18 protein-coding genes are annotated in these 23,930 nt (G+C 64.5%); 12 read left to right on the top strand and 6 right to left on the bottom strand.

Going from position 1 to position 23,930, the window contains the following annotated elements; genetic code table 11:
• The first annotated feature begins 138 nt into the window (after nt 1-138).
• On the top strand, nt 139-267 hold the full coding sequence (locus N0B15_RS10675; RefSeq protein ID WP_263019692.1) for a hypothetical protein: 129 nt from the start codon (nt 139-141) through the stop codon (nt 265-267).
• A gap of 154 nt (nt 268-421) precedes the next feature.
• Nucleotides 422-1,093, top strand: a complete 672-nt coding sequence (locus N0B15_RS10680; protein ID WP_263019693.1) for an RraA family protein — start codon at nt 422-424, stop codon at nt 1,091-1,093.
• Nucleotides 1,094-1,228: 135 nt separating this feature from the next.
• Here N0B15_RS10680 and N0B15_RS10685 read toward each other — a convergent pair whose 3' ends face one another.
• On the bottom strand, nt 1,229-1,474 hold the full coding sequence (locus tag N0B15_RS10685) for a hypothetical protein (protein WP_263019694.1): 246 nt from the start codon (nt 1,472-1,474) through the stop codon (nt 1,229-1,231).
• A 171-nt stretch (nt 1,475-1,645) separates the two neighbouring features.
• Here N0B15_RS10685 and N0B15_RS10690 point away from each other — a divergent pair, with 171 nt between their 5' ends.
• Nucleotides 1,646-1,810, top strand: a complete 165-nt coding sequence (locus N0B15_RS10690; RefSeq protein WP_263019695.1) for a hypothetical protein — start codon at nt 1,646-1,648, stop codon at nt 1,808-1,810.
• A gap of 13 nt (nt 1,811-1,823) precedes the next feature.
• Here N0B15_RS10690 and N0B15_RS10695 read toward each other — a convergent pair whose 3' ends face one another.
• Both N0B15_RS10695 and N0B15_RS10700 read right to left on the bottom strand, forming a co-directional pair.
• Nucleotides 1,824-3,005 (bottom strand): ABC transporter ATP-binding protein, encoded by a 1,182-nt coding sequence (locus N0B15_RS10695; protein WP_263019696.1) that lies wholly within the window; start codon nt 3,003-3,005, stop codon nt 1,824-1,826.
• Complete coding sequence (locus tag N0B15_RS10700; protein WP_263019697.1) at nt 3,002-4,063, bottom strand: ABC transporter ATP-binding protein; 1,062 nt, start codon at nt 4,061-4,063, stop codon at nt 3,002-3,004. Before N0B15_RS10700 ends, N0B15_RS10695 begins: the two co-directional genes overlap by 4 nt.
• A 376-nt stretch (nt 4,064-4,439) precedes the next feature.
• Between N0B15_RS10700 and gfo6 the strand changes: the two genes are divergently transcribed.
• From gfo6 to N0B15_RS18255, 4 genes are all read left to right on the top strand, one after another.
• Nucleotides 4,440-5,525, top strand: a complete 1,086-nt coding sequence (gene gfo6 / locus N0B15_RS10705) for a D-xylose 1-dehydrogenase Gfo6 (protein ID WP_263019698.1) — start codon at nt 4,440-4,442, stop codon at nt 5,523-5,525.
• Nucleotides 5,526-6,019: 494 nt separating this feature from the next.
• Nucleotides 6,020-7,858: an ABC transporter substrate-binding protein gene (locus N0B15_RS10710; protein WP_263019699.1), complete on the top strand. Its 1,839-nt coding sequence runs from the start codon at nt 6,020-6,022 to the stop codon at nt 7,856-7,858.
• A gap of 139 nt (nt 7,859-7,997) precedes the next feature.
• The gene (locus tag N0B15_RS10715) at nt 7,998-9,194 is read left to right on the top strand and encodes a mandelate racemase/muconate lactonizing enzyme family protein (RefSeq protein WP_263019700.1); all 1,197 of its coding nucleotides are present in this window, start codon (nt 7,998-8,000) and stop codon (nt 9,192-9,194) included.
• A 208-nt stretch (nt 9,195-9,402) separates the two neighbouring features.
• The gene (locus tag N0B15_RS18255; RefSeq protein WP_317618599.1) at nt 9,403-11,463 is read left to right on the top strand and encodes an ABC transporter permease subunit; all 2,061 of its coding nucleotides are present in this window, start codon (nt 9,403-9,405) and stop codon (nt 11,461-11,463) included.
• A 197-nt stretch (nt 11,464-11,660) separates the two neighbouring features.
• On the opposite strand, the gene N0B15_RS10730 is transcribed toward N0B15_RS18255, so the two are convergent.
• On the bottom strand, nt 11,661-13,115 hold the full coding sequence (locus N0B15_RS10730) for a family 4 glycosyl hydrolase (RefSeq protein WP_263019701.1): 1,455 nt from the start codon (nt 13,113-13,115) through the stop codon (nt 11,661-11,663).
• Nucleotides 13,116-13,757: 642 nt separating this feature from the next.
• Between N0B15_RS10730 and N0B15_RS10735 the strand changes: the two genes are divergently transcribed.
• The 4 genes from N0B15_RS10735 (at nt 13,758) to xacF (ending at nt 18,247) form a co-directional block, all read left to right on the top strand.
• A complete protein-coding gene (locus N0B15_RS10735) occupies nt 13,758-14,531 on the top strand; it encodes an IclR family transcriptional regulator (RefSeq protein ID WP_263019702.1) in 774 nt (257 codons plus the stop codon).
• A gap of 83 nt (nt 14,532-14,614) precedes the next feature.
• Nucleotides 14,615-15,385 carry an SDR family NAD(P)-dependent oxidoreductase gene (locus N0B15_RS10740; RefSeq protein WP_263019703.1) on the top strand — a complete coding sequence of 257 codons (771 nt, stop codon included), beginning with the start codon at nt 14,615-14,617 and terminating at the stop codon, nt 15,383-15,385.
• Between the two features lie 68 nt (nt 15,386-15,453).
• The gene (locus N0B15_RS10745; RefSeq protein ID WP_263019704.1) at nt 15,454-16,485 is read left to right on the top strand and encodes a mannonate dehydratase; all 1,032 of its coding nucleotides are present in this window, start codon (nt 15,454-15,456) and stop codon (nt 16,483-16,485) included.
• Nucleotides 16,486-16,798: 313 nt separating this feature from the next.
• Nucleotides 16,799-18,247, top strand: coding sequence for a 2,5-dioxovalerate dehydrogenase (xacF, locus tag N0B15_RS10750; RefSeq protein ID WP_263019705.1), 1,449 nt, complete (start codon nt 16,799-16,801; stop codon nt 18,245-18,247).
• A gap of 65 nt (nt 18,248-18,312) precedes the next feature.
• On the opposite strand, the gene uxaC is transcribed toward xacF, so the two are convergent.
• Nucleotides 18,313-19,689, bottom strand: coding sequence for a glucuronate isomerase (gene uxaC, locus N0B15_RS10755; RefSeq protein ID WP_263019706.1), 1,377 nt, complete (start codon nt 19,687-19,689; stop codon nt 18,313-18,315).
• 127 nt (nt 19,690-19,816) lie between these two features.
• Here uxaC and N0B15_RS10760 point away from each other — a divergent pair, with 127 nt between their 5' ends.
• On the top strand, nt 19,817-21,052 hold the full coding sequence (locus tag N0B15_RS10760; RefSeq protein WP_263019707.1) for a mandelate racemase/muconate lactonizing enzyme family protein: 1,236 nt from the start codon (nt 19,817-19,819) through the stop codon (nt 21,050-21,052).
• Nucleotides 21,053-21,624: 572 nt separating this feature from the next.
• On the opposite strand, the gene N0B15_RS10765 is transcribed toward N0B15_RS10760, so the two are convergent.
• Complete coding sequence (locus N0B15_RS10765) at nt 21,625-23,877, bottom strand: NADP-dependent malic enzyme (protein ID WP_263019708.1); 2,253 nt, start codon at nt 23,875-23,877, stop codon at nt 21,625-21,627.
• Nucleotides 23,878-23,930 lie beyond the last annotated feature (53 nt).

Consider the following 23,930-nt stretch of genomic DNA (forward strand, 5'->3'; position numbering starts at 1 on the left):
GTCGCTCGACGGTGGCGCCTACTCGAGACCGAGAGCGGTGTGAAGCCGGCCGTATTTTCGTCGATCGTCGAACTCATGATCGTCGAGCAGCGACGAATTGGGATAGATTTAATGTGTCGTACCAAGTTTGGATCGCTGATGGCAACGAATCACGAGTCCGGAGACCCAACCTATCGCTGTCCGCGCTGTGGCGGCGATGTGATCCGTCGGTTCGGTTCCTGGGAGTGTGTCGACTGTACGCACGTTCCCCTCCACGGCGCAGACTAGACTCGACGATCGATCACGGCGACGTGGCCGCTCGAGCGACGGCACCGACCGTCGTTCTCTTCGGCCGGGTTGCCCCCACAGCTCGGGGCAGCGCAAGCCGGCAGCGGTACGTTTAAGCGTCGGCCCTGAGTGTTCTCCTTCGGTACCACAGACAATGACACTCACAGCCGATCAGCGTGAGCGACTCGCACAGCTGCACAGCGCGCTGGTCAACGACATCACCGACGAGATGGGGATCGAGGACAACGTGATTCCGGGGACGCGAATCCGCCCGGTCTGGAGCCGTGACCCGGTCGTCGGGACCGCCCACCCCTCCCAGCGCGTCGAGATTGGCTACGCGGAGGAAGGCTCTGGCGACCCCGAAGACTCGCTGTTCTTCCAGTACCTGGAAGCCGTCGAGGAGGGAGATTTCGTGGTCATGGCCGCGCCGAAAGACACCGAGGTCGGTCTCTGGGGCGAACTGCTGAGTACGATCGTCCAGGAAAACGGTGCCGTCGGCGCGCTGATCGACGGCCCGACGCGTGACTCACGGCTGATCGAAGACCACGGGTTCCCGGTCTGGTCGGACGGCCACAGTTCGATCGAGTCCTTCGGCCGCGTCAGCTTCCGCGAGTACGACGTGCCCGTCACCGTCCACGGCGTGACGATCAACCCGGGCGACGTCGTCTTCGCCGACTACGAATCCATCGCGATCATCGACCCCGACGACGTCGACGAGGTGCTCGAACGCGGCGAGGAGGAACTCGAGACCGAGAACAACGTCCGGGCGGACATCCGCTCGGGCGATAGCGTCTTCGAAGTCTGGGAGCGCTACGAGACGCTCTGAGCCGCGGCTCGAGCCACTGAATCGCGCTATTCGACGCCGATACTACTGACCGCGAGTGACGACAGCGAACGCAACTCGAGTGCGCGCTCGCTGTGTCCGAAGCGGGTGAACCGCGTGTGACGGCGAGGGTGCCGTTCAGACGCCGGAGTTTCTGATCCGCCAGCGTCGGAGCACCTGAGTGCTGTACTTGAGTGAGAAGAGACCGATGTAGCCGATGAGACAGATGATGAGCAGGACCATCGTGTAGAGACCGAGGAAGCCGGAGACGGTGTTGTAGCCGGCGGTTTCCGCGACGACGCCGAGACCGAGCAACACTCCCGCGATGGGAACGAGCGCCAGCAGGTACGGGTGTTCGAATCGCTCCATGTACACGTCGAGCATACTCGAGAGATTCGTATCCATCCATATCAATCATGCGGTCGGTCGCGGACACCGGCTCACGGACCGGATACGGCGAAACTAGACCGATCACTACGCTTATTGGCCGGCGTTCCGTAGGTCGGCGAAATGATCCGTCGCCCACGCAGCCTCAGTCACCAACTGTGGATAACGATGTTCGCACTCAGCGCCGCGATGCTCGCGCTGCTCGGGTGGTCGTTTCTCTACCTGGATCCGGGGACGCCGTCGTACGTGATCGCCCAGTTCACCGCGATCGTGCTCGTCGCGATGGTCGTCGGAACCGGCGTCGCGCTGTTCTCGGGCTGGACACCGTTCTGAACGAGGAGCGGCGTTACGAGGAAGCTTCGTCGACGACCGAGCCGTCGTCGGACGGTGAGGCGGTCTCGTCGCTAACGGGGTCGTCGTCGGTGAGTTCCGTGCTCTGCCAGTACTCGTGGTCGTCGACGCTGCGGAAACACTTCGTGCGGTGGTAGGCCTCGCCGGTGCCGTCCTCGTAGAGTGCGGGGGTTTGCTCGCGGCAGGTCTCGCGTGCCTCCGGACAGCGCGTGTGGAAGCGACACCCCGTCGGTGGCTTCGTCGCGTCGGGGATGTCGATCTTTCTGACCGGTGGAGACTCCCGCATCGCCTCCTGGGCCTGTTCGGGGTTGAGTTTCGGCGTCGCCCACTGCAAGACCTTGGTGTAGGGGTGTTTGGGGTCGTTGATGATCTCGTCTGCCGTACCGATCTCGACGATCTCACCGAGGTACATCACAGCGATCTTTCCGCCCGATTTCCCGGCGAGATAGCGCGCGTTCGCCAGGTCGTGGCTGATGAAGACGAAGGAGGTGTCGAAGATCTCCTGCATCTCGAGGAAGAGATCCATGACGCCGATGCGAAGCGAGACGTCGAGTGCGCTGACGGCCTCGTCGGCGAGGATGACGTCGGGTTCGACGAGCAGCGCACGGATGAGCGCGACACGCTGTTGTTCGCCACCCGAAAGCTGGTGGACGTAGCGCTCTGCGTAGTCCTCGGGTGGGCTGATGCCCGTCCGCTTGAGCATGTTGAGGATGCGCGTCCGTCGCTCCTCGTAGTTGAGGTGGGGGTGCCAGCGTTTCAGCGGGACGGCGAGGTTGTCGAGCACCGACCGGTAGGGGTTCAACGCCGAGCCGGGGTCCTGGTGGATGATCTGGAGGGCGCGGCGGATCTCTTCGAACGTCATGTCAGTGTCGGCGTTGCCGTCGCGAACGTCCCAGATGTCGTGACCCCGGTACTTGATCGCGCCGCCGGTGGGTTTCTGGAGACCGACGATGGTCTTCCCGAGCGTCGTCTTGCCACAGCCACTCTCGCCGACGAGTGCGAGGACGTCGTTCTCGCCGAGTTCTAAGTTGATGTCGTCGACCGCCTGAACGGTCGGCTGTTCCTGTAAGCCGAGTCTGTCCCCCATCCAGGAGGGAACCATCGCGTTGAGCATCGACTGGTCCTCGAAGTGGACTTCGAGGTCCTCGATCGAGATCAACGGCTCGTCGGAACTCACTGCTCGTCACCTCCGAAGTCGAGGGGGACGGCGTCTGCGGCCTCGTCCCAGTAGTGACAGCGGACCTCGTGGCCCTCCTCGACGGGGCGGAACGCGGGGTCGTCCTGTGCACAGCGTTCGTCCGCGAGCGGACAGCGCGGGTGGTACGAGCAGCCATCGGGGTGGTTGACCGGGTCGGGACTCTCGCCTTCGATCGGACGCATCTCCGAGAGCGGGGTCTCGAGGTTCGGCGTCGATTTCAACAGTGCACGCGTGTAGGGGTGAGAGGCGTTGCCGAGAACGTCGTTCGCGCGTCCGATTTCGGCGAACTCGAAGGCGTACATCACTGCCAGTCGGTCCGCGAAGCCGGAGATGATCGGCAGGTCGTGGCTGATGAACACGAGGGTGAGATCGTACTTGTCCTTGATGTCGTAGAGCAAGTTGAGGATCGACCGCTGCATCAGCAAGTCGAGTGCGGCGGTCGGTTCGTCCATCACGAGCACCTCGGGCTCGAGGATGAGACTCAGCGCGATCAACGCGCGCTGTTTCTGCCCGCCGCTGAGTTCGTGGGGGAACGACCGGAGCATCCGCTCGGGGTCGAGGTGGAGGTCGGTGAACAGCTGGCGGGCACGTTCCATGCCCTCGCCTCTGTCCCAGCCGTGAGCCTCGAGCGTCTCCTCGAAGTGTTCGCCGATGCTCATCGTCGGGTTGAAGGCGCTCATCGCCCCCTGGAACACCATCGAAATCGTCTCCCAGCGGAGTTCTCTGAGCTCCCACGGCTTGAGACCCAGTACGTCGACGGGGTCGCCGTGTTCGGGGTGGTAGCGGATCTCACCGGTGAGGATACCGGGGTCGACGACGGCGTCGAGGAGCGCGTCGGCGAACATGGACTTGCCGCTACCGCTCTCGCCGACGACGCCGAGCGTCTCGCCCCGATAGATGTCGAGGTTGACGTCGTTGAGGACCGTCGAGGAACCCTTATCCATCTCGAACCGGACGCTCGCATTCCGGATGGTGATGATGGGGTCCTCCGGCGTTCGGGAGTCGGTTCCTGACGCACTGACCGCTTGGTGTGACATAACTGATCAGCCTCCGTAGTGTCCAGCCGGTGTAACGAGTGTCGGACGAGCGAGATACTGCGTACCAGGGACAGTCGGCATTCACGTCTATATCTGGACCATCATTATAAATATCCTTCCATCGATTGCCTCGAGTGACGGACACACGTGAGGTTCGAGTGACGGACACACGTGAGGTTCGAGTGACGGACACACATGAGGTGAGACGGGCCCGCGAGCGTCTATAGTGACAACTGCAACGGTTTACACACTGATCGCCGCCCCGTCTGGCGATCAGGTGTGCACTGACTTGCAGTGGCTACGATATCCGGGAGAGCGCTCACCCGGGGAGGAGCGGACCGCGGCGATTTATTATCTCCCGGAGTAACTCCCGAATATGGACATCGAAGCGGTCCGCGCGCATCTCGAATCGTTCACACACCGCGACTGGCAGGAATCGACTGACGGAGACGGGCCTGTCCGCTTCGCGATGGTCGGACTCGGCTGGTGGACGGTCGACAAGGCGATGCCCGCCGTCGAGAACTCGACGTTCTGTGAGACGACCGTCGTCGTCAGCGGCTCGAGCGAGAAAGCCCAGGAGGTCGCCGACGACCACGAGACGGTCGAGGCGGGACTTACCTACGAGCAGTTCCACGACGGCGAGGCGCTCGAGCACTACGACGCGGTCTACGTCTGTACGCCGAACGCGCTCCACCTGGAGTTCGTCGAGAGCGCGGTCGAACACGGGAAGGCGGTCCTCTGTGAGAAACCGATGGAGGCGACGCTCGAGCGTGCCGAGCGGATGGTCGAGCGCCACCGCCGGGCGGCGGACGCCCCCATGGCGATGGTCGCCTACCGGATGCACACGGAGCCCGCAGCGAGGTGCGCACGCGAACTAGTCCGGGCGGGAGCGATCGGTGAGCCGGTACACGTCCACGGCGACATGTCACAGGGGATCGTCGGCTGGGGACGAGACCAGTGGCGACTCGACCCCGAGCGGGCCGGGTACGGGGCGAGCGTCATGGACCTCGGGATCTACTCGCTCAACACGACGCGGTTCGTCCTCGAGCGCGAACCGGTCGCGGCCCAGTCGATGATGCACTCGACACACGAGTACTTCGAAGACGTTCCCGACGAGGTCGCCGCGTTCACGGTCGCGTTCGAAGGGGACGTCTACGCGACGTGCACGGCGAGTCAGAACGCCGGCATGAACAGTCACTTACAGATCCTCGGCACCGACGGCTGCCTGACGATCGATCCGGCGTTCCACATGGGCAGTTCGTTGCAGGTGACCGTCGACGGCTCGACGGTCGACGCAGAGACCGCGTCCATCGACCAGATGGAAGAAGAGTTCGACTACTTCGCCGACTGTCTGCTCGCCGGACGGGCACCGTACGCCGACCTCGAGCACGGACTCGTCGACATGCGTGCGCTCGAGGCGATTTACGACGCGGCGGACAGCGGCGAGACGATCGACCTGTGAGTCGGTGACCGCCGAGCGGTGGGCGACACTACACACAAATAGAACTTCGTTCAGCGTGTGAAGGTTGAGTTTCGGCATTACAGAACATCGATGTGAATTACTGCGGTGTGGAGGGGCAGTTTCCCCATAATTACATTCATACGATTGTAATTTTTCGCGTGAAAAATAGTCGCGTGGTTTCGAGACCGATCCTCACAGGTGATACCGTATACCGTGCAGACGCCCAATTCCGGTCAGACTGGGGACCTGGCGCAGGTGAGTCGGCGAGAGGCAGACTCGAGACGACGGGGCTGATAGGCGTCACACGTCCGTTCTCTACGCCAGAACGAGAACGATCGCGAGCGACGGTACGGGTGTGTACTGGTCGTGCGCGTGTGCGATTCAGCGGCTCGAAACCGGTCGGTCGTCGTCTCCAGACGTTCCGGTGAGGTGGAGTATCGAAGAGACCGTGCGGTCCGAAACCTTTATCATTTATTATACTCCACTTTCAGGGGATGCCAAAGAAGCAACAGTGGCATGGAGCCATCTCTCGACGACAGGCAATCGCACTGACTGGTGCTGCAGGTGTCGGTGCGCTCGCCGGGTGTACGGGCAACGGTGACGACGACGACGAGTCCCCAGAGGACATCATCGGCAACGGTGGAGGCAACGGCAACGGTGGAACGGCCACCGACTACGACGAGGACTACGAGGACAACATGAACGAGGTGACCCCCGGGAACGACGTGAACCCGTTCGGTGGGGAGTACATCTTCAACACCTATCACACCGGCTGGAACCCCGGTGACGTGCAGGAGATGTCCTACGAGTACCTCACCGTCTACAACACCGCGACCGGTGAGTTCGTCCCACGGATCGCCGAAGACTGGGACCACGACCAGGACGCCGGTCTCACCCGGGTCTACCTCAACGACGACTACGGCTGGTCCGACGGCAGCCCCGTGACTGCCCACGACTTCGTCACCTCCTACAAGTTAGCGGCCTACCTCGACCAGGAGATCGGCAACTACGTCAACCCCGAAGACATCACCACCGACGGCGACTACGCCTTCCAGTTGCAACTGCGCGACGACTACCGAGAGCTCAACGAGGAACTCTGGTTCAACCAGTTCCTCGAGTCGCTGCTCAGCATCTCCGAAGCCGAGTACGGCGAGTTCGTCGAGCGCTTCGACGACGCCGACGGCGAAGACGAGATCAGCTCGATCCAGGAGGACGTCGCCTCGTACGACCCCCACTGGGACGATGCGCTCTTCTCGGGACCGTTCGTGTGGGTCGAAGCGAACGAACAGTTCGCCGACCAGGTGCCGAACCCCCACCACCCGATCGCGAAAGACTGGGACTTCTACCTCCGCCACGGCATGCACATCGAGGAGGCCGGCCTTCGCGCCGAAGAGGTCGACTTCGTCCACCAGGAGGCGACGCTGCAGGACCTCCCCGACATCTACGAGGAAGCGCCGGTCTCGTTCTCGGGACAGGTGTTCACCCTCCTGTTCGGTCCCGAAAACGAGTGGATCCGCGATTACCCCGAGGTCCGCCAGGCCATCGCCCACGCTGTCGACTTCGAGAACATCGTCGAGGTCGCCGCACCCGGGACGCCCGTCGACCCCTACTCCGGCGGGATCGACTCGGGCTACATCGAGCACTTCGTCCACGACGACGTGCTCGACGCGATGACCAATTACGCGCCCGCGGACACCGGCCGTGCGACGGAACTGCTCGAGGGCGCCGGCTTCAGTCTCGACGACGACGAGTGGTACACGCCCGACGACGAGCAGTTCGAACTGTTCTTCCCCGTCGGTGACTGGTTCGGAACGCCCTCGGAGATGGCGTACAACAACCTCGCGGAGTTCGGCATCGAGGTCGACTACTTCATGGAGGAGATGGGGATCTGGAACGCCGACCACGGTGATAGCCACGACTACGACATCAGCATGCACCTCAACTACGGGCAGTCGCGCCAGTACCACGCACACTCCGACCTCAACGAGGAGCTGTTCGGAACGTACCGTGGTGCCGTGACCGAACGCGAGATGTTCGACGAGGTCGTCGAGGTGCCCGAAGTCGGCAACCCTGACGGCGACATGGTGACCATCGACCTGCGCGAGAACGTCGAGGCCCTCGCCGTCGCACAGAGCGAGGACGAGGTGCTCGACCTGGCCAGCGAACTCGCCTGGGCACACAACTACCTGCTGCCCGGAGCGATGATCCACCCCTGGAGCGAGCACTACTGGGTCAACACCGGCGAGTGGGACTTCGACATCGAGTCAGACGACTGGATGACCTCGAACCGCATCACCCACTACTTCATCGAGAACGGACTACAGCCCCGCTAGACGGGGTCGCTTACTCACCCGGCTCGTCACAGCCGAACCGGTTCACTCTCTGCTTTCGTCCCCGACACCTGCTGCGTCGAGCGAGGGTTCTCCTTTCCGGAATGGGACGTTTTATAACGATAGATACGCCAGAAACGACATGGCACGTGGTATCAACGGCCGTGACGTGACGATCACGGACGTACAGACGACACGAATCGACTCGAGTTTCCACTGGACACTGGTTCGCATCTACACCGACGCGGGCGTCACCGGAACGGGGGAGGCAGTCCTCGGCCCGAAAGCCGACGAGTACATCGACTACGCCAAAGAGCTCCTCATCGGGAAGAACCCACTCGACATCGACGCCCGGTGTACCGAACTGTTCGAGCGACTGAGCTACCTCGGCGGCATGAACGGCATCGCCGTGACGGCCATCTCCGGACTCGACATCGCCCTCCACGACCTCGCCGGCAAACTGCTCGAGGTGCCCGCCTACCAGCTCATTGGCGGGAAACACAGAGACAGCGTCCGCGTCTACTGTGACACCCACGCGGGCGAACACCTCCACCGGACGGCCGAGGTCGACGACTACGATCCCTACGCACCCGAGGCGTACGCCGAGGCCGCAGAGGCGGTGCTCGCCGACGGCTTCGACGCGCTCAAGTTCGACCTCGACGGTCTCAACCGCGGCGACGAGGACCGCCGACACAAACACCTCAACGCCGAGGCGATCGAGTACCGCCGTCGGATCGTCGAAGCGGTCACCGACCGGGTCGACGGCCGGGCGGACGTCGCCTTCGACTGTCACTGGAGCTGGGGCGGCGACACCGTCCGCCGCCTCGCCGCCGCACTCGAGCCGTACCCCGTCTGGTGGCTCGAGGATACGGTCCCGCCGGAGAACCACGACGTACAGCTGTACGTCACCCACAACACGAACGTCACCATCGCCGCCGGCGAGAACGTCTACCGCGTCGAGGGCGCGCGACGGCTCATCGAGAACCACGGCGTCGACATCATCCACCCCGACGTCCCGAAGACCGGCGGCATGCTCGAGACGAAGAAGGTCGCCGACATGGCGAAAGCCTACTACATCCCGCTCGCCCTCCACAACGTCGCCTCGCCGCTGGGAACGATGGCGAGCGCCCACGTCGGCGCGGCGGCGTCGAACTTCCTCGCACTCGAGTTCCACGCACGCGACCTCGAGTGGTGGGACGACGTGCTCACCGAGTCGGACTCGATCATCCAGGACGGGCGCATCGAACTGCCCGACGAGCCGGGTCTCGGCGTCGAGGTCGACGTGGACGTACTCGAAGCCCACCTGGCCGACGGTGAGACGCTCTTCGACGAGGCATAATCCGATCTCGCTCGAGCGACGGGACCGGCGAGACGCTACTTAAACGGTCGACGAACGTCTGTCGAGGAACCAACATCGTTCCGGAAGAGTTGCGGACTGAATCGCGGATATTCGGTCGGAAGACGGAAATTTCGCCGATCGAATAGAATCCAGAGAAACAGAAATCTTATTATGGACGGCGAGTAGAACTTCAGTAGGATAATAAAGCATGACCAACTGGCTCATCAAGCGACTGGGGCAAGCAGTACTGACGGTCATCGTCGTGTTCCATCTGACGTTCTTCCTGGTCCGGCTAATGCCGGGGAACCCGTTCGACGCGATGGTTGCACAGATGATCGAGCAGTATGGAGGTGACCCCGACACCGCCCGTCGTATCGTCGAACTCAATTTGAACATCCACCCCGACGATCCGTTGTACATCCAGTACATCGACTATATGTCGGCGGTGATGACCGGTGATCTGGGCTACTCGATGTCGCAGAACGCGCCGGTGAACCAGATTCTCGCCGAAGCGGTTCCCTGGACGATCTTCTACATGTCTATCGCGATGGTGATCACGTTCGTCACCAGCATCTGTCTGGGCGCGATCATGGCCTACTACGAGGGCTCGCGCTTCGACACGGCGATGACCGCCGTGGCCGTCATCGAGAGTTCGACGCCGTACTACGTCGCCGCACTCTTGCTGTCGTTCGTCTTCGCCTACCAGCTCGGCTGGTTCCCGACCGGCGCTCGCTACCCCGGCAGAGCCACCGTTGGACTCAACCCCGAATTCATCCTGGGCGCGTTACACCACGCGGCGTTGCCGATCATCTCGCTCATCGTCACCGGTGCCGCAGCGTCGCTCAGTATGCGCGGCAACTCCATCAGCGTCCTCGGTGCCGATCACATCCGGGTCGCTCGCCTCCGTGGGCTGCCGCCGACGCGCATCGCGCTCCGGTACGTCATGCGAAACGCCCTGTTGCCGCTGTACACCGGTCTCCTGCTGACGATCGGCTTCATGATCGGCGGCTCGATCATCTTAGAGGACATCTTCAACTACCGCGGGATGGGCTGGTACATGTTCGACGGTGTCAACAACCGCGACTACCCGCTGATGGTCGGCGGCTTCATGGTCATCTGTCTCACCGTCGTGGTCGCGATGATCATCGCGGACGTCACCTACAGCCGTATCGACCCACGTGCGAAGGCCGAAGGTGACAACCTCCAGGTGTACGGCAGTTCGACCGGCGTGCCGTTCAGAACGCAGGTCAAGCGGTATTTCGACCGGCTCACCGGACGAACGGGCGGCGAGAAGCGCGCCGACGGCGGCACGGCCCAGCGCGAGTTCCTCGGCGAGGAGACGTCGGTAGAGGTCGACCGGAAAGACGTCCTCTACCGGAAGTTCGACCGGTCGGTATACGCGCCACTGAAGATCATCCTCAGCGACTGGCGTGGGTTCTCCGGCATGGTCATCATCCTCGCCTTCTTCGTAATCGGGTTCATCGGGCCGCGCTACACCCACAGCCCGACCGCGACGTTCGACACCTGGGTCTCACCGATGGACGGCAACCTCGCGCACCCGCTCGGAACGACCAACACCGGGGTCGACCTCCTCTCGCTGATGATCAACGGGACCACGCCGGTGATGATCATGATCATCGCCGGTGCCATCGCGACCGTCGTCCTCGGCGTCTCCGTCGGGACGCTCGCGGGTTTCCGCGGCGGCAACACCGACCGCATCCTGATGACGATCTGTGACATCGTCATCTCGATTCCGGGGCTGCCGCTCATCATCGTCATCGCCGCCATCGTCGAACCGCGCCACCCGGCGATGGTCGGACTGGTGCTCTCCGTCGCCGCCTGGGGTGGACTCGGGCGGTCGATCCGTTCTGAAGTGCTCAAAGTCCGCAGTCACGAGTACGTCGAGGCTTCCCGCGCGATGGGCGTCGGTACCGCACCGATCATCGTCAAGGACATCCTGCCGAACATCTGGCCGTACATCCTCATCAACCTCGCCAACCACGCCCGCGGGATCATCTTCGCCTCCGTGGCGCTCTACTACCTCGGGTTCCTCCCGATTAGCTCCCAGAACTGGGGTGTGGTGCTCAACAACGCCGAGGCCGCGGGTTCGCTGTACACCATGGGCCACTTCCACTTCATCCTCGCACCGATGATCTTCATCATCTCCCTCTCGATGGGGCTGATCTTACTCGCCCAGTCGCTCGACCGGATCAGCAACCCCCGGATCAGGGCCCGCCACGCGAAGTCCGTCGACGACGACACGCACTGAACCCCCGGTCACGATTTTCGGCCTCTCTGATTCGAATACCACCGAGCTAGCGCCTCGAGAGCGCCGCCACACGCACCGCTCGAGGCGACACGCTCCCTCATCCAGCCCTCACGCTCACGTCGGTCACGACCCCTCAGCGGTCGCTCCTCGAGCAGCGTGCGTGAAAACGAGCGGGCGAGCCGTCGGCCGGAGTCGCGTTACTCGGGTCGGTAGGCGTCGGACTCGGTGAGAACGGCGCTCCCCTCGAGATCCCAGTCCTCGAGGTAGTCCGCCTCGGCGGCGGCCAGTTCGGCGAACAGGTCGCGGGCGTCCTCGGTCTGGAGCGTCCGAACCTGCTGGTCGACGAGGAAGCCCTGGAAGGCGTGGTCGACGTCGCCGTCGCGGGAGGCCTCGACGACCGTCTCGATGGTGTCGATGTGGCCGCGGATGACGCTCCTGACCGGGCGGGGGAAGCCGCCAGCAGCGAGCGGTTTCACCTCGTTGGCGGTGACGATGGCGTTCGTCTCGACGACGGCGTCGCGCTGGAGGTCGTCACACTGGCCGACGTTCGGGAGGTTGACGTTCGTCACGTAGGTCGTCTCGCCGACGAGCGCGAGCAGGATGTCGACGAACGTCTCGTTGGATTCGGTGAGTTCGAACGCCTTCTCACCGGAGAGCCACGCCTCGACGTCGGTCGTCTGCTTCGACTCGGCCGGTGTCCAGTGTTTCGCCCGGTAGTCGCTGCCGGTTCGCTGGACACCCCAGCGGTTGAGTCCCTCCTTGCCGCCCTGCATGAACCAGGTGGCGTACTCGATGAGGTGGCGGTCACCAGCGGCGGGCAACACGCCGAACCGCCGGTAGAGTTCCCACGTCACCTGCCAGTTGTCGTCGAAGACGCTCTCGCCCTCGAGGTCGTCCCAGGTGAACTCCTGGTGGGCGACGTCGGTCGCTGCGAGGTCGTCGATCAGGGGCATGAGGTCGACACCCCGACAGCGCGCCTCGTCGACCCAGGTGAAGTGGTTGATCCCCTTGACGTTGACCGAGATGTCGGCGCGTTCGGCGTCTAACTCGAGGTACTCTCGAGCGTAGCGCGCGAGGCGGTGGCGCGTCCCGAGGACCTCGTGGCAGAGTCCGAGGACGTTGATCTCGGGGAACTCGTCGTAGAGCGCGCGCGTCACGAAGTGGACGGGGTTCGTGTAGTTGAACACCCAGGCGTCGGGACAGTACTCCCGAATCGCGGCGGCGAACTCCCTGTAGAGGGGAATCGTCCGCATCGCCCGGAAGATCCCACCGGGTCCGATCGTCGCCGCGACCGCGCCGTAGATGCCGTACTCGAGTGGAATGTCGAGGTCGTGGACGAAGGTCTCGGCCGGGTCGTACTGCGTCGAGATGATGACCACGTCCGCACCGGTGAGCGCCACCTCGAGCGAATCGGTCGCCTCGTAGGACCAGTCGGCGACGGCACCGTCTCGCTCCTGGACCCAGTTGCCGAACCGGGCGTTCTGGGCGGCGCTCTCGTGGGAGGCGTCGTAGAGGCGAACCTGGCCGCTGATCGGCGACTGTGCGAGGTCCTGAATCAGGTTCGGTGCCCACTGGCGACTGCCGCCGCCGATGTACGCGATCGTTACGTCGTCGATATCCAGTGCTGTGTCTGCTGTCGTAGCCTGCACCATCGTATGCGAGGGGTGTGTCCCTGAACGGTAAATAACTGTGGCAACGAGCAATCGTGGCTGGGAGGCGACGAACGGGAACGGCCCCCGGTCGGGACGACACGCCAGATCCCACCACACCAGAGCATCCCCATCACTCATCGTGAACAGACGCACCACAGTGGCTCGAGAAACTCGCCAGCCCGGTGTGAGAGGACGTATTTCCAAGATACTTAGAAGAATTTTCACGTCAGTTAGGTCGCCGCCGTCTCCATCCATCCAGACGTTCATATCACAGTTCGAACATTCATTGACAACCATCGCAATTACACTCCTACGGGTGTAATCGGGCCACAGCCGGAAATACCGGCATATCGTTCCGGTACGCCTGCCCCACACCTATCGGATAGCAATAACGTGTGTGCAAGAGCCACGCACGAATTTCGCGGTAGCCATTCAGCGTTACTATCAGAGATTGTGACTACTTCGGCCGGCATTTCACCGCCTCTCGAGACTGCACGAGCGACGTTACGCTGATCGGGGACGAGAACGACGACGGGAGTGGTAGGTCGCCGTTCACTCCAACAGACCGTCCAATATCGTTGGACGGTGGTGCCGGGGACCGCGGGACGTACATTCAATAGTCGTGGACGATTGAAGGGACGTATGAGTACGTCGAACCAGGAGCGGACAGGTCAACGGATCAAGTCGCTCGAGCGCGGATTCGATATCGTCGAGTGCCTGCACGAGGAGGGGGCGCTCACGGTTTCAGAACTCGCGGAGGAACGGGATATCCCCACGAGTACGGCCCACATCTACCTGAAGACGCTCGCCGACCTCGGCTACGTCGTCGGCGAGAGCGGCCGGTACGAACTCAGCTTCCGCTTTCTCGAGCACGGCGGCCACGTTCGCCAACGGTCCGAACTGTACCACCTCGCACGCTCGGAGGTCGATACACTCGCCGAGGTCACCAACGAGGTGTCCGCTCTCGGCGTGCCGGAGAACGGCAAACGCGTTCTGCTCTACAAAACGGAAGGCGCGGAGGCCGTCTACGACAACCCACCGATCGGCGAGTACACGCACATGCACTGGACCGCACTCGGCAAGGCGATTCTCTCCGAGTTCCCGCGAGAGGCAGTCACCGAAATCGTCGACCGCCACGGACTCCCCTCACGGACCCACCGGACGATCGACACCGAAGCGGCGCTGTTCGACGAACTCGAGACGACCCGCGAGCGTGGCTACGCCCTCGAGGACGAAGAGCGCTGGGACGGCATCCGCTCGGTGGCCGTCCCGATTCTCGACGAGGAGTCGGTGATCGGTGCCATCTCCGTCTCGGGACCGAAACACCGCTTCGAGCACGAGTGGGTCGAGTCGGAGCTTCTGGAACACCTCACCAGATCGAAGAACGTCATCAGCGTCCGGCTACGACACCAGTGAGGCGGCCGGTTCGAGCGGGTTCGCAACACGGAGACCACCGGCTTCGCAAGAGTTTTGCCCGGACCTCGAGAACCAGCGGGCGTATGAGCCAGACCCCGAGTACGCAGGTTACGGTCGAGGGAAAACGCGCAGTCGTTATCGGCGGCACCAGCGGCATCGGCTGGGCCATCGCCCGCGCGTTCGCCGAAGACGGGGCCGACGTCGTCGCCACCAGCCGCGACCAGGAGCGCGTCGAGACGGCCGCCGCGAGGCTCGAGGAACTCGGCGCGAAGACACGGGCGGTCACCTGCGACGTGAGCGAGACCGACTCCGTCGAAACCCTCTGGACGGAGGCAGCGGACGCACTCGGCGGGGTCGACATCCTCGTCAACTCGGCCGGCTCTGTCGCCCGCGCCCCGGTCACCGAGATGACCGACGAGCAGTGGGCGCGGGACATCGACATCAACCTCACCGGCGTCTTCCGCGCCTGTCGCGTCTTCGGCCGCGAGATGGACGGCGGGAGCATCATCAACATCGCCTCGATGTCCGCCGATCAGGCGCGCGAGGCGCGCCCCGCCTACTGCGCGGCGAAAAGCGGCGTCAACGGGCTGACTCGAGCGGCCGCTGCGGACCTCGCACCCGAGGTTCGGGTCAACGCCATCTCGCCCGGCTTCGTCATCACGCCGCTGGCGGGCGACGCCTTCGACGAAGGGACGGACGTTCGCACCGCCATCGACGAGCGGACGCCGATGGGCCGGGTCGCCGAACCCGAAGAGATCGCCGGTGCAGCGATCTACCTCGCGAGTGACGCCTCCTCGTTCACGACCGGCGAAGAGATCACCATCGACGGCGCCTACAGCGACAGCGCGATCTAGCGTCCAGAAAGGCGGCTGACTCCGCGGACAGTACGCTTATAACGGGCGCGCACGATTTCTCGCGATACATGACGGAGCAGTCGACCGAGACAGCGGCGCACACCGACGGGTTCGAAGACCTGCCGATGCGCGTCGGTCTCGGCCAGTTCATGCAGCCGACGAGGGAACGCCTGCGATTTATCGAACAGCTCGGCGTCGAGGACGTCATCCTCAACATGTACGAGACGCCGTTGCTCGCGGACAACGAGGTGCCACTCACCGGCGACGCCGAGTGGGACTTCCAGGAACTCGTCCAGTTACGCACGCGCGTCGAGGACGCCGGACTCAGACTCGCCGCCATCGAGAACCTCCCTATCAGTTTCTACGACGACGTGATGCTCGGACGCGAGGGGCGCGACGAGCAACTCGAGTGTGTCAAAACCACCATCAGGAACATCGGGCGGGCGGGCATTCCGGTGCTCGGCTATCACTGGTCGCCCAGTGGCGTCTGGCGGACGACCACCTCGAGACGCGTCCGGGGAGACGCGATTTCGACCGGCTTCGACGCCTGGGAAGTCGAGAACGCCCCGCTGAGCCACGGCCGCGAGTACACCGACGAGGAACTCTGGGCGAACTACGAGTACTTCCTCGAGGCGGTGTTACCGGTCGCCGAGGAGGCGGGCGTCACGCTCGCGCTCCACCCGAACGACCCACCGGTCGATCGGATCGGCGGCATGCCCTTCCTGTTCCGGGACTTCGAGAACTTCAAGCGGGCGATGGACCTCGTCGAGAGCGACAATCACGGTCTCGAGTTCTGTCTCGGCACCTGGTCCGAGATGGGCGAGGACCTCTTCGAGGTGATCGAGTACTTCGGCGAGCGCGACGAACTCGTCTACGTCCACTTCCGCGACGTCGAGGGGACGCTCCCGTCGTTCACCGAGACATTCATCGACGAGGGAAACTACGACGAGTTCGAGATCGTTCGCGCACTCGACGACGCCGGCTTCTCCGGCGTCATGATCCCCGACCACGTCCCACGGCTCGAGGGCGACGGCGACTGGAAACACCGCGGACGCGCCTACACCGTCGGCTACCTGAAGGGCATGCTCCGCAGCCTGTAGCGGCGTGGTTCACCGAGAGAGAACGGCGCTCACCATCTGAGAAATGAACGGCTGGAAGCGAGAACGAATTCGGTTCCGGCGACAGCTCGAGCACACCAGGCCCCGGAAACCGGTGGCTCTCGGTCGGTCGAGAGTTCCGGTGGCCGGCCAGCCCCCGCACCGTTCACTCTCACAGAACGGGTGTCGAGACCGGTCCACTCGTCGGCTCGAGACCGCTACGAGTCCACCGGGTCCGTGTGACACCGGTCTCGATCGAGGGACAATTCCTGGGAGAATCACAAGAATCGTATACCTGCACGTCCACGTCTCACCTGTGACCGAACGTTACCAGAACTACGTCAACGGAGAGTGGACCGACGCGGAAACCGGCGACACGTTCGAGACGGCCGACCCGGCCGCACCCGGAGAGAGCGTCGCGACCTACCAGCAGTCCGGCGTCGAGGACGCCGAGCGGGCCGTCGAGGCGGCCGCCGCCGCGGCCGACGAGTGGGCGACGACGCCCGCCCCCCAGCGCGGGGCGATCCTCCGCGGCGCAGCACAGAACCTCGAGTCGCGCAAGGAGGAACTCACGAACCACCTGACCCGCGAGGAGGGCAAGACCCACGCCGAGGCGGGCGGCGAGGTCCAGCGAACGATCGACATCTTCTACTACTACGCCGAGAAGACCCGCGACCTCGGCGGCGTCGTCAAATCCGCCAGCGGCGAGAACACGACGCTCTACACCGTCAACCAGCCGGTAGGCGTCGCCGCGCTCATCACCCCCTGGAACTACCCGATCGCGATCCCGGCGTGGAAGATCGCCCCCGCGCTCGCCAGCGGCACCACGCTCGTGCTCAACCCGGCGTCGGTCGCCCCCGGCGTCGCCCTCGAGATCTTCGCCGCGCTCGACGAGGCCGGACTCCCCGACGGCGTCGCGAACGTCGTCACCGGTCCCGGCAGCAGCGTCGGTGACGCCTTCGTCACCCACGACGAGGTCGACGCCGTCTCCTTCACCGGCTCCGGCCAGGTCGGCCACATGGTCTACGACGCCGCGACCGACGGCGGCAAGCGCGTCCAGACCGAACTCGGCGGGAAGAACCCGACCGTCGTCGCCGCCTCTGCGGACGTCGAGGAGGCCGCCGACATCGTCGCCGCCGGTGCCTTCGGCGTCACCGGCCAGGCCTGTACCGCCTGCTCACGCGCCATCGTCCACACCGACCTCTACGAGGAGTTCGTCGACGCCGTCGTCGCCCGCGCCGAAGCGATCGAGGTCGGTCCCGGCGACGAGTACGACATGGGACCACAGGTCTCGGAGAGTGAACTCGAGGGCACCCTCGAGTACATCGAGGTCGCCGAGCGCGAGGGCGCGACGCTCGCAACCGGCGGGAACCGACTCGAGGGCGAGCGCTACGGCGAGGGCTACTTCGTCGAGCCGACCGTCTTCTCCGATGTCGAAAACGACTTCCGCATCGCTCAGGAGGAAGTCTTCGGTCCCGTCCTCTCCGTCATCGAAGTCGAGGACTTCGACGAGGGACTCGCCGCAGCCAACGACATCGACTACGGACTCTCGGCCAGCGTCGTCACGAACGACCACGAGGAGGCCCAGCGCTTCCTCCACGAGTCGGAAGCTGGCGTCGTGAAGGTCAACGCGAAGACCACCGGTCTCGAACTCCACGTCCCGTTCGGCGGCTTCAAACAGTCCTCGAGCGAGACCTGGCGAGAGCAGGGTGACGCGGGACTCGACTTCTACACCATCGAGAAGACCGTCTACGACGGCTACTGAGCCACAGCCGGCTCTCCGCCGTCCGAGGACCGCACGCCCCCATTTTTCGCGCGACCGTCGCCAGTTCAGAACCCGTAGAGTTCCACCGGCCGGTCGTAGGCGAGGTGTGAGACGAGCCGCTGTGCTTCGGCCATCGGTAGCTGGCCGCGGTCGACTCCCCGGCCGACGGCGTTGGCGAGCGAGCGCCGGAACAGTTCGAAGCGCGAGCCGTACGAGAGCAGTTTCCGCGAGTCGCTGACCATCCCGGCGTGGTTCCAGAGGGTGTCGACCGTCCCGACGTACTCGAACTGCGACTCCATCCCGTGGGGGCTGTCGTTGAACCACCAGGCCGGGCCGACGTGGACCGACGGGAAGACGCGAGCCATCGTCGCGACAGTCGGGTAGTAGGTCGGATCCAGGCAGTAGAGGACGGTCTCGAAATCGCCGTCGAAGCGGTTGAGGAAGTACCGCAGCGTGTCGACGAACTCGACCGCCGGCGTCGAGATGTCGACCCCGGAGGCGGGCCCGAGCTGGTCGTAGACCGACTCGCGGTAGTTGCGAACCGCGCCGACGTGAAACTGGGTCGTCCAGCCCGTCTCGGCGTTCAACTCGCCCACGTACTCGAGGATGGACGCGCTCAGGTCGCTCGCCTCCGCGTCGTCAAGCCCGTCGCCAGCCGACGCAGACTCGAGCGCTCGCCGGTACAGCTTCCGGGCGCGGTCCGCCGAGACGGGCCGGGAGACCGGTTCGGTGATGCCGACGTCGGTCGCGACGCAGCCGTGGTCGGCGAAGTGGTCGTGGCTGGCGCGCAGCGCCTCGAAAAAGCCGTCGAGGTCGTCGGTCGCGACGCCGGTCGCCGTTTCGAGTTCCTCGACGAACGCGAACCAGTCGTCGGTGCCCACCGTCAGCGCCCGGTCGACACGCCAGGTCGGCAGCACGTCGACACCGTCGACCTCCTCGCGCGCTCTCGCGTGGTACTCGAGCGAGGCGGTCGGATCGTCCGTACTGCAGACGACCTCGACGCCCATCGCCGAGAGCAGCGCCTGCGGACGTGCCTCGGGCTGGGCGAGCTGGGCCTGCGTCTCCTCCCAGATCTCGTCTGCGGTCTCACTCGAGAGGCGTTGGTCGATGCCGAAGCGCCGTTTCAGATCGAGGTGAACCCACTCGTAGGTCGGATTGCCGACGAAGCGGGGGAACACCTCGGCGAGGGCGTTCCACTTCTCGCGGTTCGGCGCGTCGCCGGTGATCAGCCGCTCCTCGATGCCCTGGCCGCGCATCAGGACCCAGACGTAGTGGTCGGTCGAGCCTTCGATCTCCCAGATGTCGCTCCAGCCCTCGTTGTCGACGATCTCTTCGACGTCGGCGTGGCTGTGGGGGTCGACGATGGGCACGTCGGCGATGGCGTCGTACAGCTCGCGAGCGGCGGGCGTCTCGAGGAGGTAGTCGTCGTCGAGGAATGCCATGAACGGGCGAGAGCACGGCCGTCTGTGAGATAAAAGTATGGAATCGCTCGAGAGGCGCCGAAGGAGACACCGATGGGGAAACGGACATGCCAAACGTAAAATACTCCCGCGGGTAACGTGCGTGCGTATGCCGAACTACCGGACACTGCACGACCCGAACGCGGAATACACGATGCGCGACCTCTCGGCCGAGTCGATGGACCTCACCGACGACCGTGGGCCGCGCAACGTCGAGATCACCGACGTCCAGACGACGATGGTCGACGGGAACTACCCGTGGATCCTCGTCCGCGTCTACACCGACGCGGGCATCGTCGGCGACGGCGAGTGTTACTGGGGCGGTGGCGACACCGCGATCATCGAGCGCATGGCGCCGTTTATCATCGGCGAGAACCCACTCGACATCGACCGCCTCTACGAGCACCTGATCCAGAAGATGTCCGGTGAAGGCTCTATCTCCGGGAAGACCATCTCTGCGATCTCCGGTATCGAAATCGCCCTCCACGACATCGCGGGCAAACTGCTCGAGATTCCGGCCTACCAGCTGGTAGGTGGGAAGTACCGCGACGACGTGCGCATCTACTGTGACCTCCACACCGAAGACGAGGCCAACCCCGTCGCCTGCGCCGACGAAGGCGAGCGCGTCGTCGAAGAACTCGGCTACGACGCCATCAAGTTCGACCTGGACGTCCCCTCGGGCCACGAGAAAGACCGCGCGAACCGCCACCTCCGCGGTCCCGAGATCGACCACAAAGTCGAGATCGTCAAGCAGGTCACCGAGCGCGTCGGCGACCGCGCGGACGTCGCCTTCGACTGCCACTGGTCCTTTTCCGCAGGCTCGGCGAAGCGCCTGGCCCGCGAACTCGAGGAGTACGACGTCTGGTGGCTCGAGGACCCCGTCCCGCCGGAGAACCACGACGTCCAGCGCGAGGTCACCCAGTCGACGGTGACGCCCATCGCGACCGGTGAGAACGTCTACCGGACCCACGGCCAGCGCCGCTTACTCGAGAACCAGGCGGTCGACATCATCGCCCCCGACCTCCCGCGCGTCGGCGGGATCCGCGAGACGGTCAAGATCGCCAACCTCGCGGACCTCTACTACGTCCCCGTCGCGATGCACAACGTCGCCTCGCCCATCGGGACGATGGCCTCCGCACAGGCTGCCTGCGCCATCCCCAACTCGCTCGCCGTCGAGTACCACAGCTACCAGCTCGGCTGGTGGGAGGACCTGGTCGAAGAGGACGACCTCATCGTCGACGGCCGCATGAAGGTGCCCGAGAAGCCCGGTCTCGGCCTGACGCTCGACCTCGACGCCGTCGAGGAGCACATGTGCGAGGGTGAGGAAGTCTTCGACGAGGCCTAAGCCACGTCGGGCCAGCACCGACTCGAGTCGCTCTATTCTGTGGAAGCTACGCAACCAGACACAGTGGCGATACCGGAGATAACCCACGCCAGAGGACCTCCCACGCTCAGCGGCCACCCACGCCCGGCGGCAGCGTTCCGGCCGGTTGCCATCAGCGCCTCCGGACCACAGCTCGTCACCGTCGGCCGAAGCCACCGTCTCAGAGCTAACGAGGAGACCGAACGATTGACGCGACGAAGCCCAGTCGCTCTCCCGATACATTTATAATAGTGAGCATATACAACGAATGTACGAGGTAGTATTCGGCAATCGACGAACAGGCAGCGGCCGTCGAGTGTCGGTCACACGCCTCGCGCACCGTTCCCTCGAGCCACCGAGGCTCCAGTGAGACGTCAGCCACGACCCGGCCGGAACTCGTAACTCATGCACACCCTCCTGGCCGGGTTTCCTCGAACGTATCTAGCGACGGCTCGGCCAGGGTCGCCGAGGGCGACGGCTGCCGCGAAGACGGGCCAGCGTGAGCCACCGCGTCGGGGAGTACCGTCTCGAGTGAGCCGACAGCTACGCCGTCGTCACTCCTCCTGGGCGTCGACGACGGCGACGGCGGCGAGGTTGACGATGTCTTTGACCTCGTCGTCGCGCTGGAGGACGTGGACCGGCCGTTTCATCCCGGTGAGCATCGGCCCGACGGTCTCCGCCCCGCCGAGACGCTGGAGGAGTTTGTAGGTGATGTTGCCCGCCTCGAGGTTGGGGAGGATGAGGACGTTGGCGGGCTCCTCGAGCGTCGAGAACTCGTAGGTGCCAGAGAGGAGGTCGTCGACGACGGCGGTGTCGGCTTGCATCTCACCGTCGACGGGGAAGTCGACGGCGGGGTCGGCGTGGAGCGCGTCGACGGCGCGGCGAATCTTTCGTGTCCCCTCGGTGTCGACGCTGCCGAAGTTCGAGTACGAGAGGAGGGCGGCACGGGGTTCGACGTCGAAGCGGCGGGCGAGCGCGGCGGTGTGGCGGGTGACCTCCGCGAGGACCTCCTCGTCGGGACTCAGGTTGACCGTGGTGTCGGCGACGAAGACGACCCGGTTCTTGAACGTCAGCATGTAGACCCCGGCGGCGTAGGTCGACCCCTCGGCGGTGCCGATGACCTGCAACGGCGGGCGTAGCGCCGACGGGTAGTGGTGGGTCAGCCCCGTCAGCATGGCGTCGGCGTCGCCACAGGCGACCATGACGGAGGCGAAGTAGGTGCTGTCGGTGAGCATGCCCGCCGCCTCGTTGCGGGTGACGCCCTTGCGCTGGCGGCGCTCGTAGAGGTGGTCGACGTAGCCGTCGTTCCCCTCGGGCGTCGCCTCGACGACCGTCGGCTCGAAGTCGAGTCCGAGCGCTCGCGCCGTCTGCGTGATCGCCGCCTCGTCGCCGATCAGCACCGGTTCGGCGAGCCCCTGTTCCTCGAGCTGGTAGGCCGCGCGGATGATCTTCTCGTCGCCGCCCTCGGCGAGGGCGACGCGTTTCGGATCGCTCCGGGCTTTGTTGAGCACGATCCGCATCATCTCGCGGGACTTCCCGAGGCGCGCCTCGAGCCGCTCGACGTAGGTGTCGACCTCGAGCGACGCGCGGGCGACGCCGCTCTCCTGGGCGGCGCGGGCGACAGCGGGGGCGACGGTGAACAGCACGCGCGGGTCGACCGGTTTCGGGATGATGTAGTCGGGACCGAACTGGAGCGGGTCGTCGCCGTAGGCTTTGACGACCGCGTCGGGGACGTCCTGGCGGGCGAGGTCGGCGAGCGCGCGGGCGGCGGCGACTTTCATCTCCTCGTTGATCTGGCTCGCGCGGACGTCGAGCGCGCCACGGAAGATGAACGGGAAGCCGAGGACGTTGTTGACCTGGTTGGGGTAATCAGAGCGGCCGGTAGCGACGACGACGGTGTCTTCACGCGCCTCCTTCGCCTCCCAGTAGCTGATCTCGGGGTCGGGGTTGGCCATCGCGAAGACGATCGGATCGTCGGCCATCGAGCGGACCATCTCCCCGTCGACGATGCCGCCCGCGGCGAGACCGACGAAGACGTCCGCGCCGACCATCGCGTCGGCGAGGTCGCCCTCGGGAACGTCTCGAGCGAAGGCGTGACAGTAGGGGTGGGCGTCGTCGGCCTCGGCACGCGCCGTCGTGAGGATGCCGTCGATGTCACACATCGTGATGTGCTCGCGCTCGACGCCGAGAGAGACGTAGAAGTTGGCGGTCGCGACGGCGGCCGCACCCGCTCCGGCGAAGGTCACCCGCAGGTCTTCGAGGTCCTTCCCGACGATGTCGGCCGCGTTGAGCAGCGCCGCACCCGAGATGATCGCGGTGCCGTGCTGGTCGTCGTGAAACACGGGAATGTCCATCCGATCACGCAGGCGCTCTTCGATGTGGAAACACTCGGGGGCGGCGATGTCCTCTAAGTTGATGCCGCCGAAGGTCGGCTCGAGCGCGGCGACCGACTCGACGAAGGCGTCGACGGTGTCGTGGTCGAACTCGAGGTCGAAGACGTCGATGTCGGCGAAGCGTTTGAACAGCACGCCCTTGCCCTCCATGACGGGTTTCGACGCCTCCGCACCGATGTCACCGAGACCGAGCACGGCGGAGCCGTCGGAGACGACGGCGACGAGATTCCCCTTCGCGGTGTAGGTGTAGGCGTCGTCGGGATTCTGGGAAATCTCGCGGCAGGGAGCGGCGACGCCCGGTGAGTAGGCGAGTGAGAGGTCCCGCTGGGTGGTCGTCGGCTTCGTCGTCCCGACCTCGATCTTTCCGGGTGGGTCGGCTCGGTGGTACTCGAGTGCGTCCTCGTCTAGGCTCATACTCGAGCTAGTGGCGTCGACCCTAGATAACGTTCCGTATAAGGACATATAAG

The organism is Natronobiforma cellulositropha, assembly GCF_025629245.1.
In the GTDB taxonomy this organism is placed as follows: domain Archaea; phylum Halobacteriota; class Halobacteria; order Halobacteriales; family Natrialbaceae; genus Natronobiforma; species Natronobiforma cellulositropha.

Excerpts from the sequence above, each read along its gene's own strand:
- N0B15_RS10675 (WP_263019692.1), top strand. The coding sequence starts at position 139 with ATGGCAACGAATCACGAGTCCGGAGACCCAACCTATCGCTGTCCGCGC.
- N0B15_RS10680 (WP_263019693.1), top strand. The coding sequence starts at position 422 with ATGACACTCACAGCCGATCAGCGTGAGCGACTCGCACAGCTGCACAGC.
- N0B15_RS10685 (WP_263019694.1), bottom strand. The coding sequence starts at position 1,474 with ATGCTCGACGTGTACATGGAGCGATTCGAACACCCGTACCTGCTGGCG.
- N0B15_RS10690 (WP_263019695.1), top strand. The coding sequence starts at position 1,646 with ATGTTCGCACTCAGCGCCGCGATGCTCGCGCTGCTCGGGTGGTCGTTT.
- N0B15_RS10700 (WP_263019697.1), bottom strand. The coding sequence starts at position 4,063 with ATGTCACACCAAGCGGTCAGTGCGTCAGGAACCGACTCCCGAACGCCG.
- gfo6 (WP_263019698.1), top strand. The coding sequence starts at position 4,440 with ATGGACATCGAAGCGGTCCGCGCGCATCTCGAATCGTTCACACACCGC.
- N0B15_RS10710 (WP_263019699.1), top strand. The coding sequence starts at position 6,020 with ATGCCAAAGAAGCAACAGTGGCATGGAGCCATCTCTCGACGACAGGCA.
- N0B15_RS10715 (WP_263019700.1), top strand. The coding sequence starts at position 7,998 with ATGGCACGTGGTATCAACGGCCGTGACGTGACGATCACGGACGTACAG.
- N0B15_RS18255 (WP_317618599.1), top strand. The coding sequence starts at position 9,403 with ATGACCAACTGGCTCATCAAGCGACTGGGGCAAGCAGTACTGACGGTC.
- N0B15_RS10730 (WP_263019701.1), bottom strand. The coding sequence starts at position 13,115 with ATGGTGCAGGCTACGACAGCAGACACAGCACTGGATATCGACGACGTA.
- N0B15_RS10735 (WP_263019702.1), top strand. The coding sequence starts at position 13,758 with ATGAGTACGTCGAACCAGGAGCGGACAGGTCAACGGATCAAGTCGCTC.
- N0B15_RS10740 (WP_263019703.1), top strand. The coding sequence starts at position 14,615 with ATGAGCCAGACCCCGAGTACGCAGGTTACGGTCGAGGGAAAACGCGCA.
- N0B15_RS10745 (WP_263019704.1), top strand. The coding sequence starts at position 15,454 with ATGACGGAGCAGTCGACCGAGACAGCGGCGCACACCGACGGGTTCGAA.
- uxaC (WP_263019706.1), bottom strand. The coding sequence starts at position 19,689 with ATGGCATTCCTCGACGACGACTACCTCCTCGAGACGCCCGCCGCTCGC.
- N0B15_RS10760 (WP_263019707.1), top strand. The coding sequence starts at position 19,817 with ATGCCGAACTACCGGACACTGCACGACCCGAACGCGGAATACACGATG.
- N0B15_RS10765 (WP_263019708.1), bottom strand. The coding sequence starts at position 23,877 with ATGAGCCTAGACGAGGACGCACTCGAGTACCACCGAGCCGACCCACCC.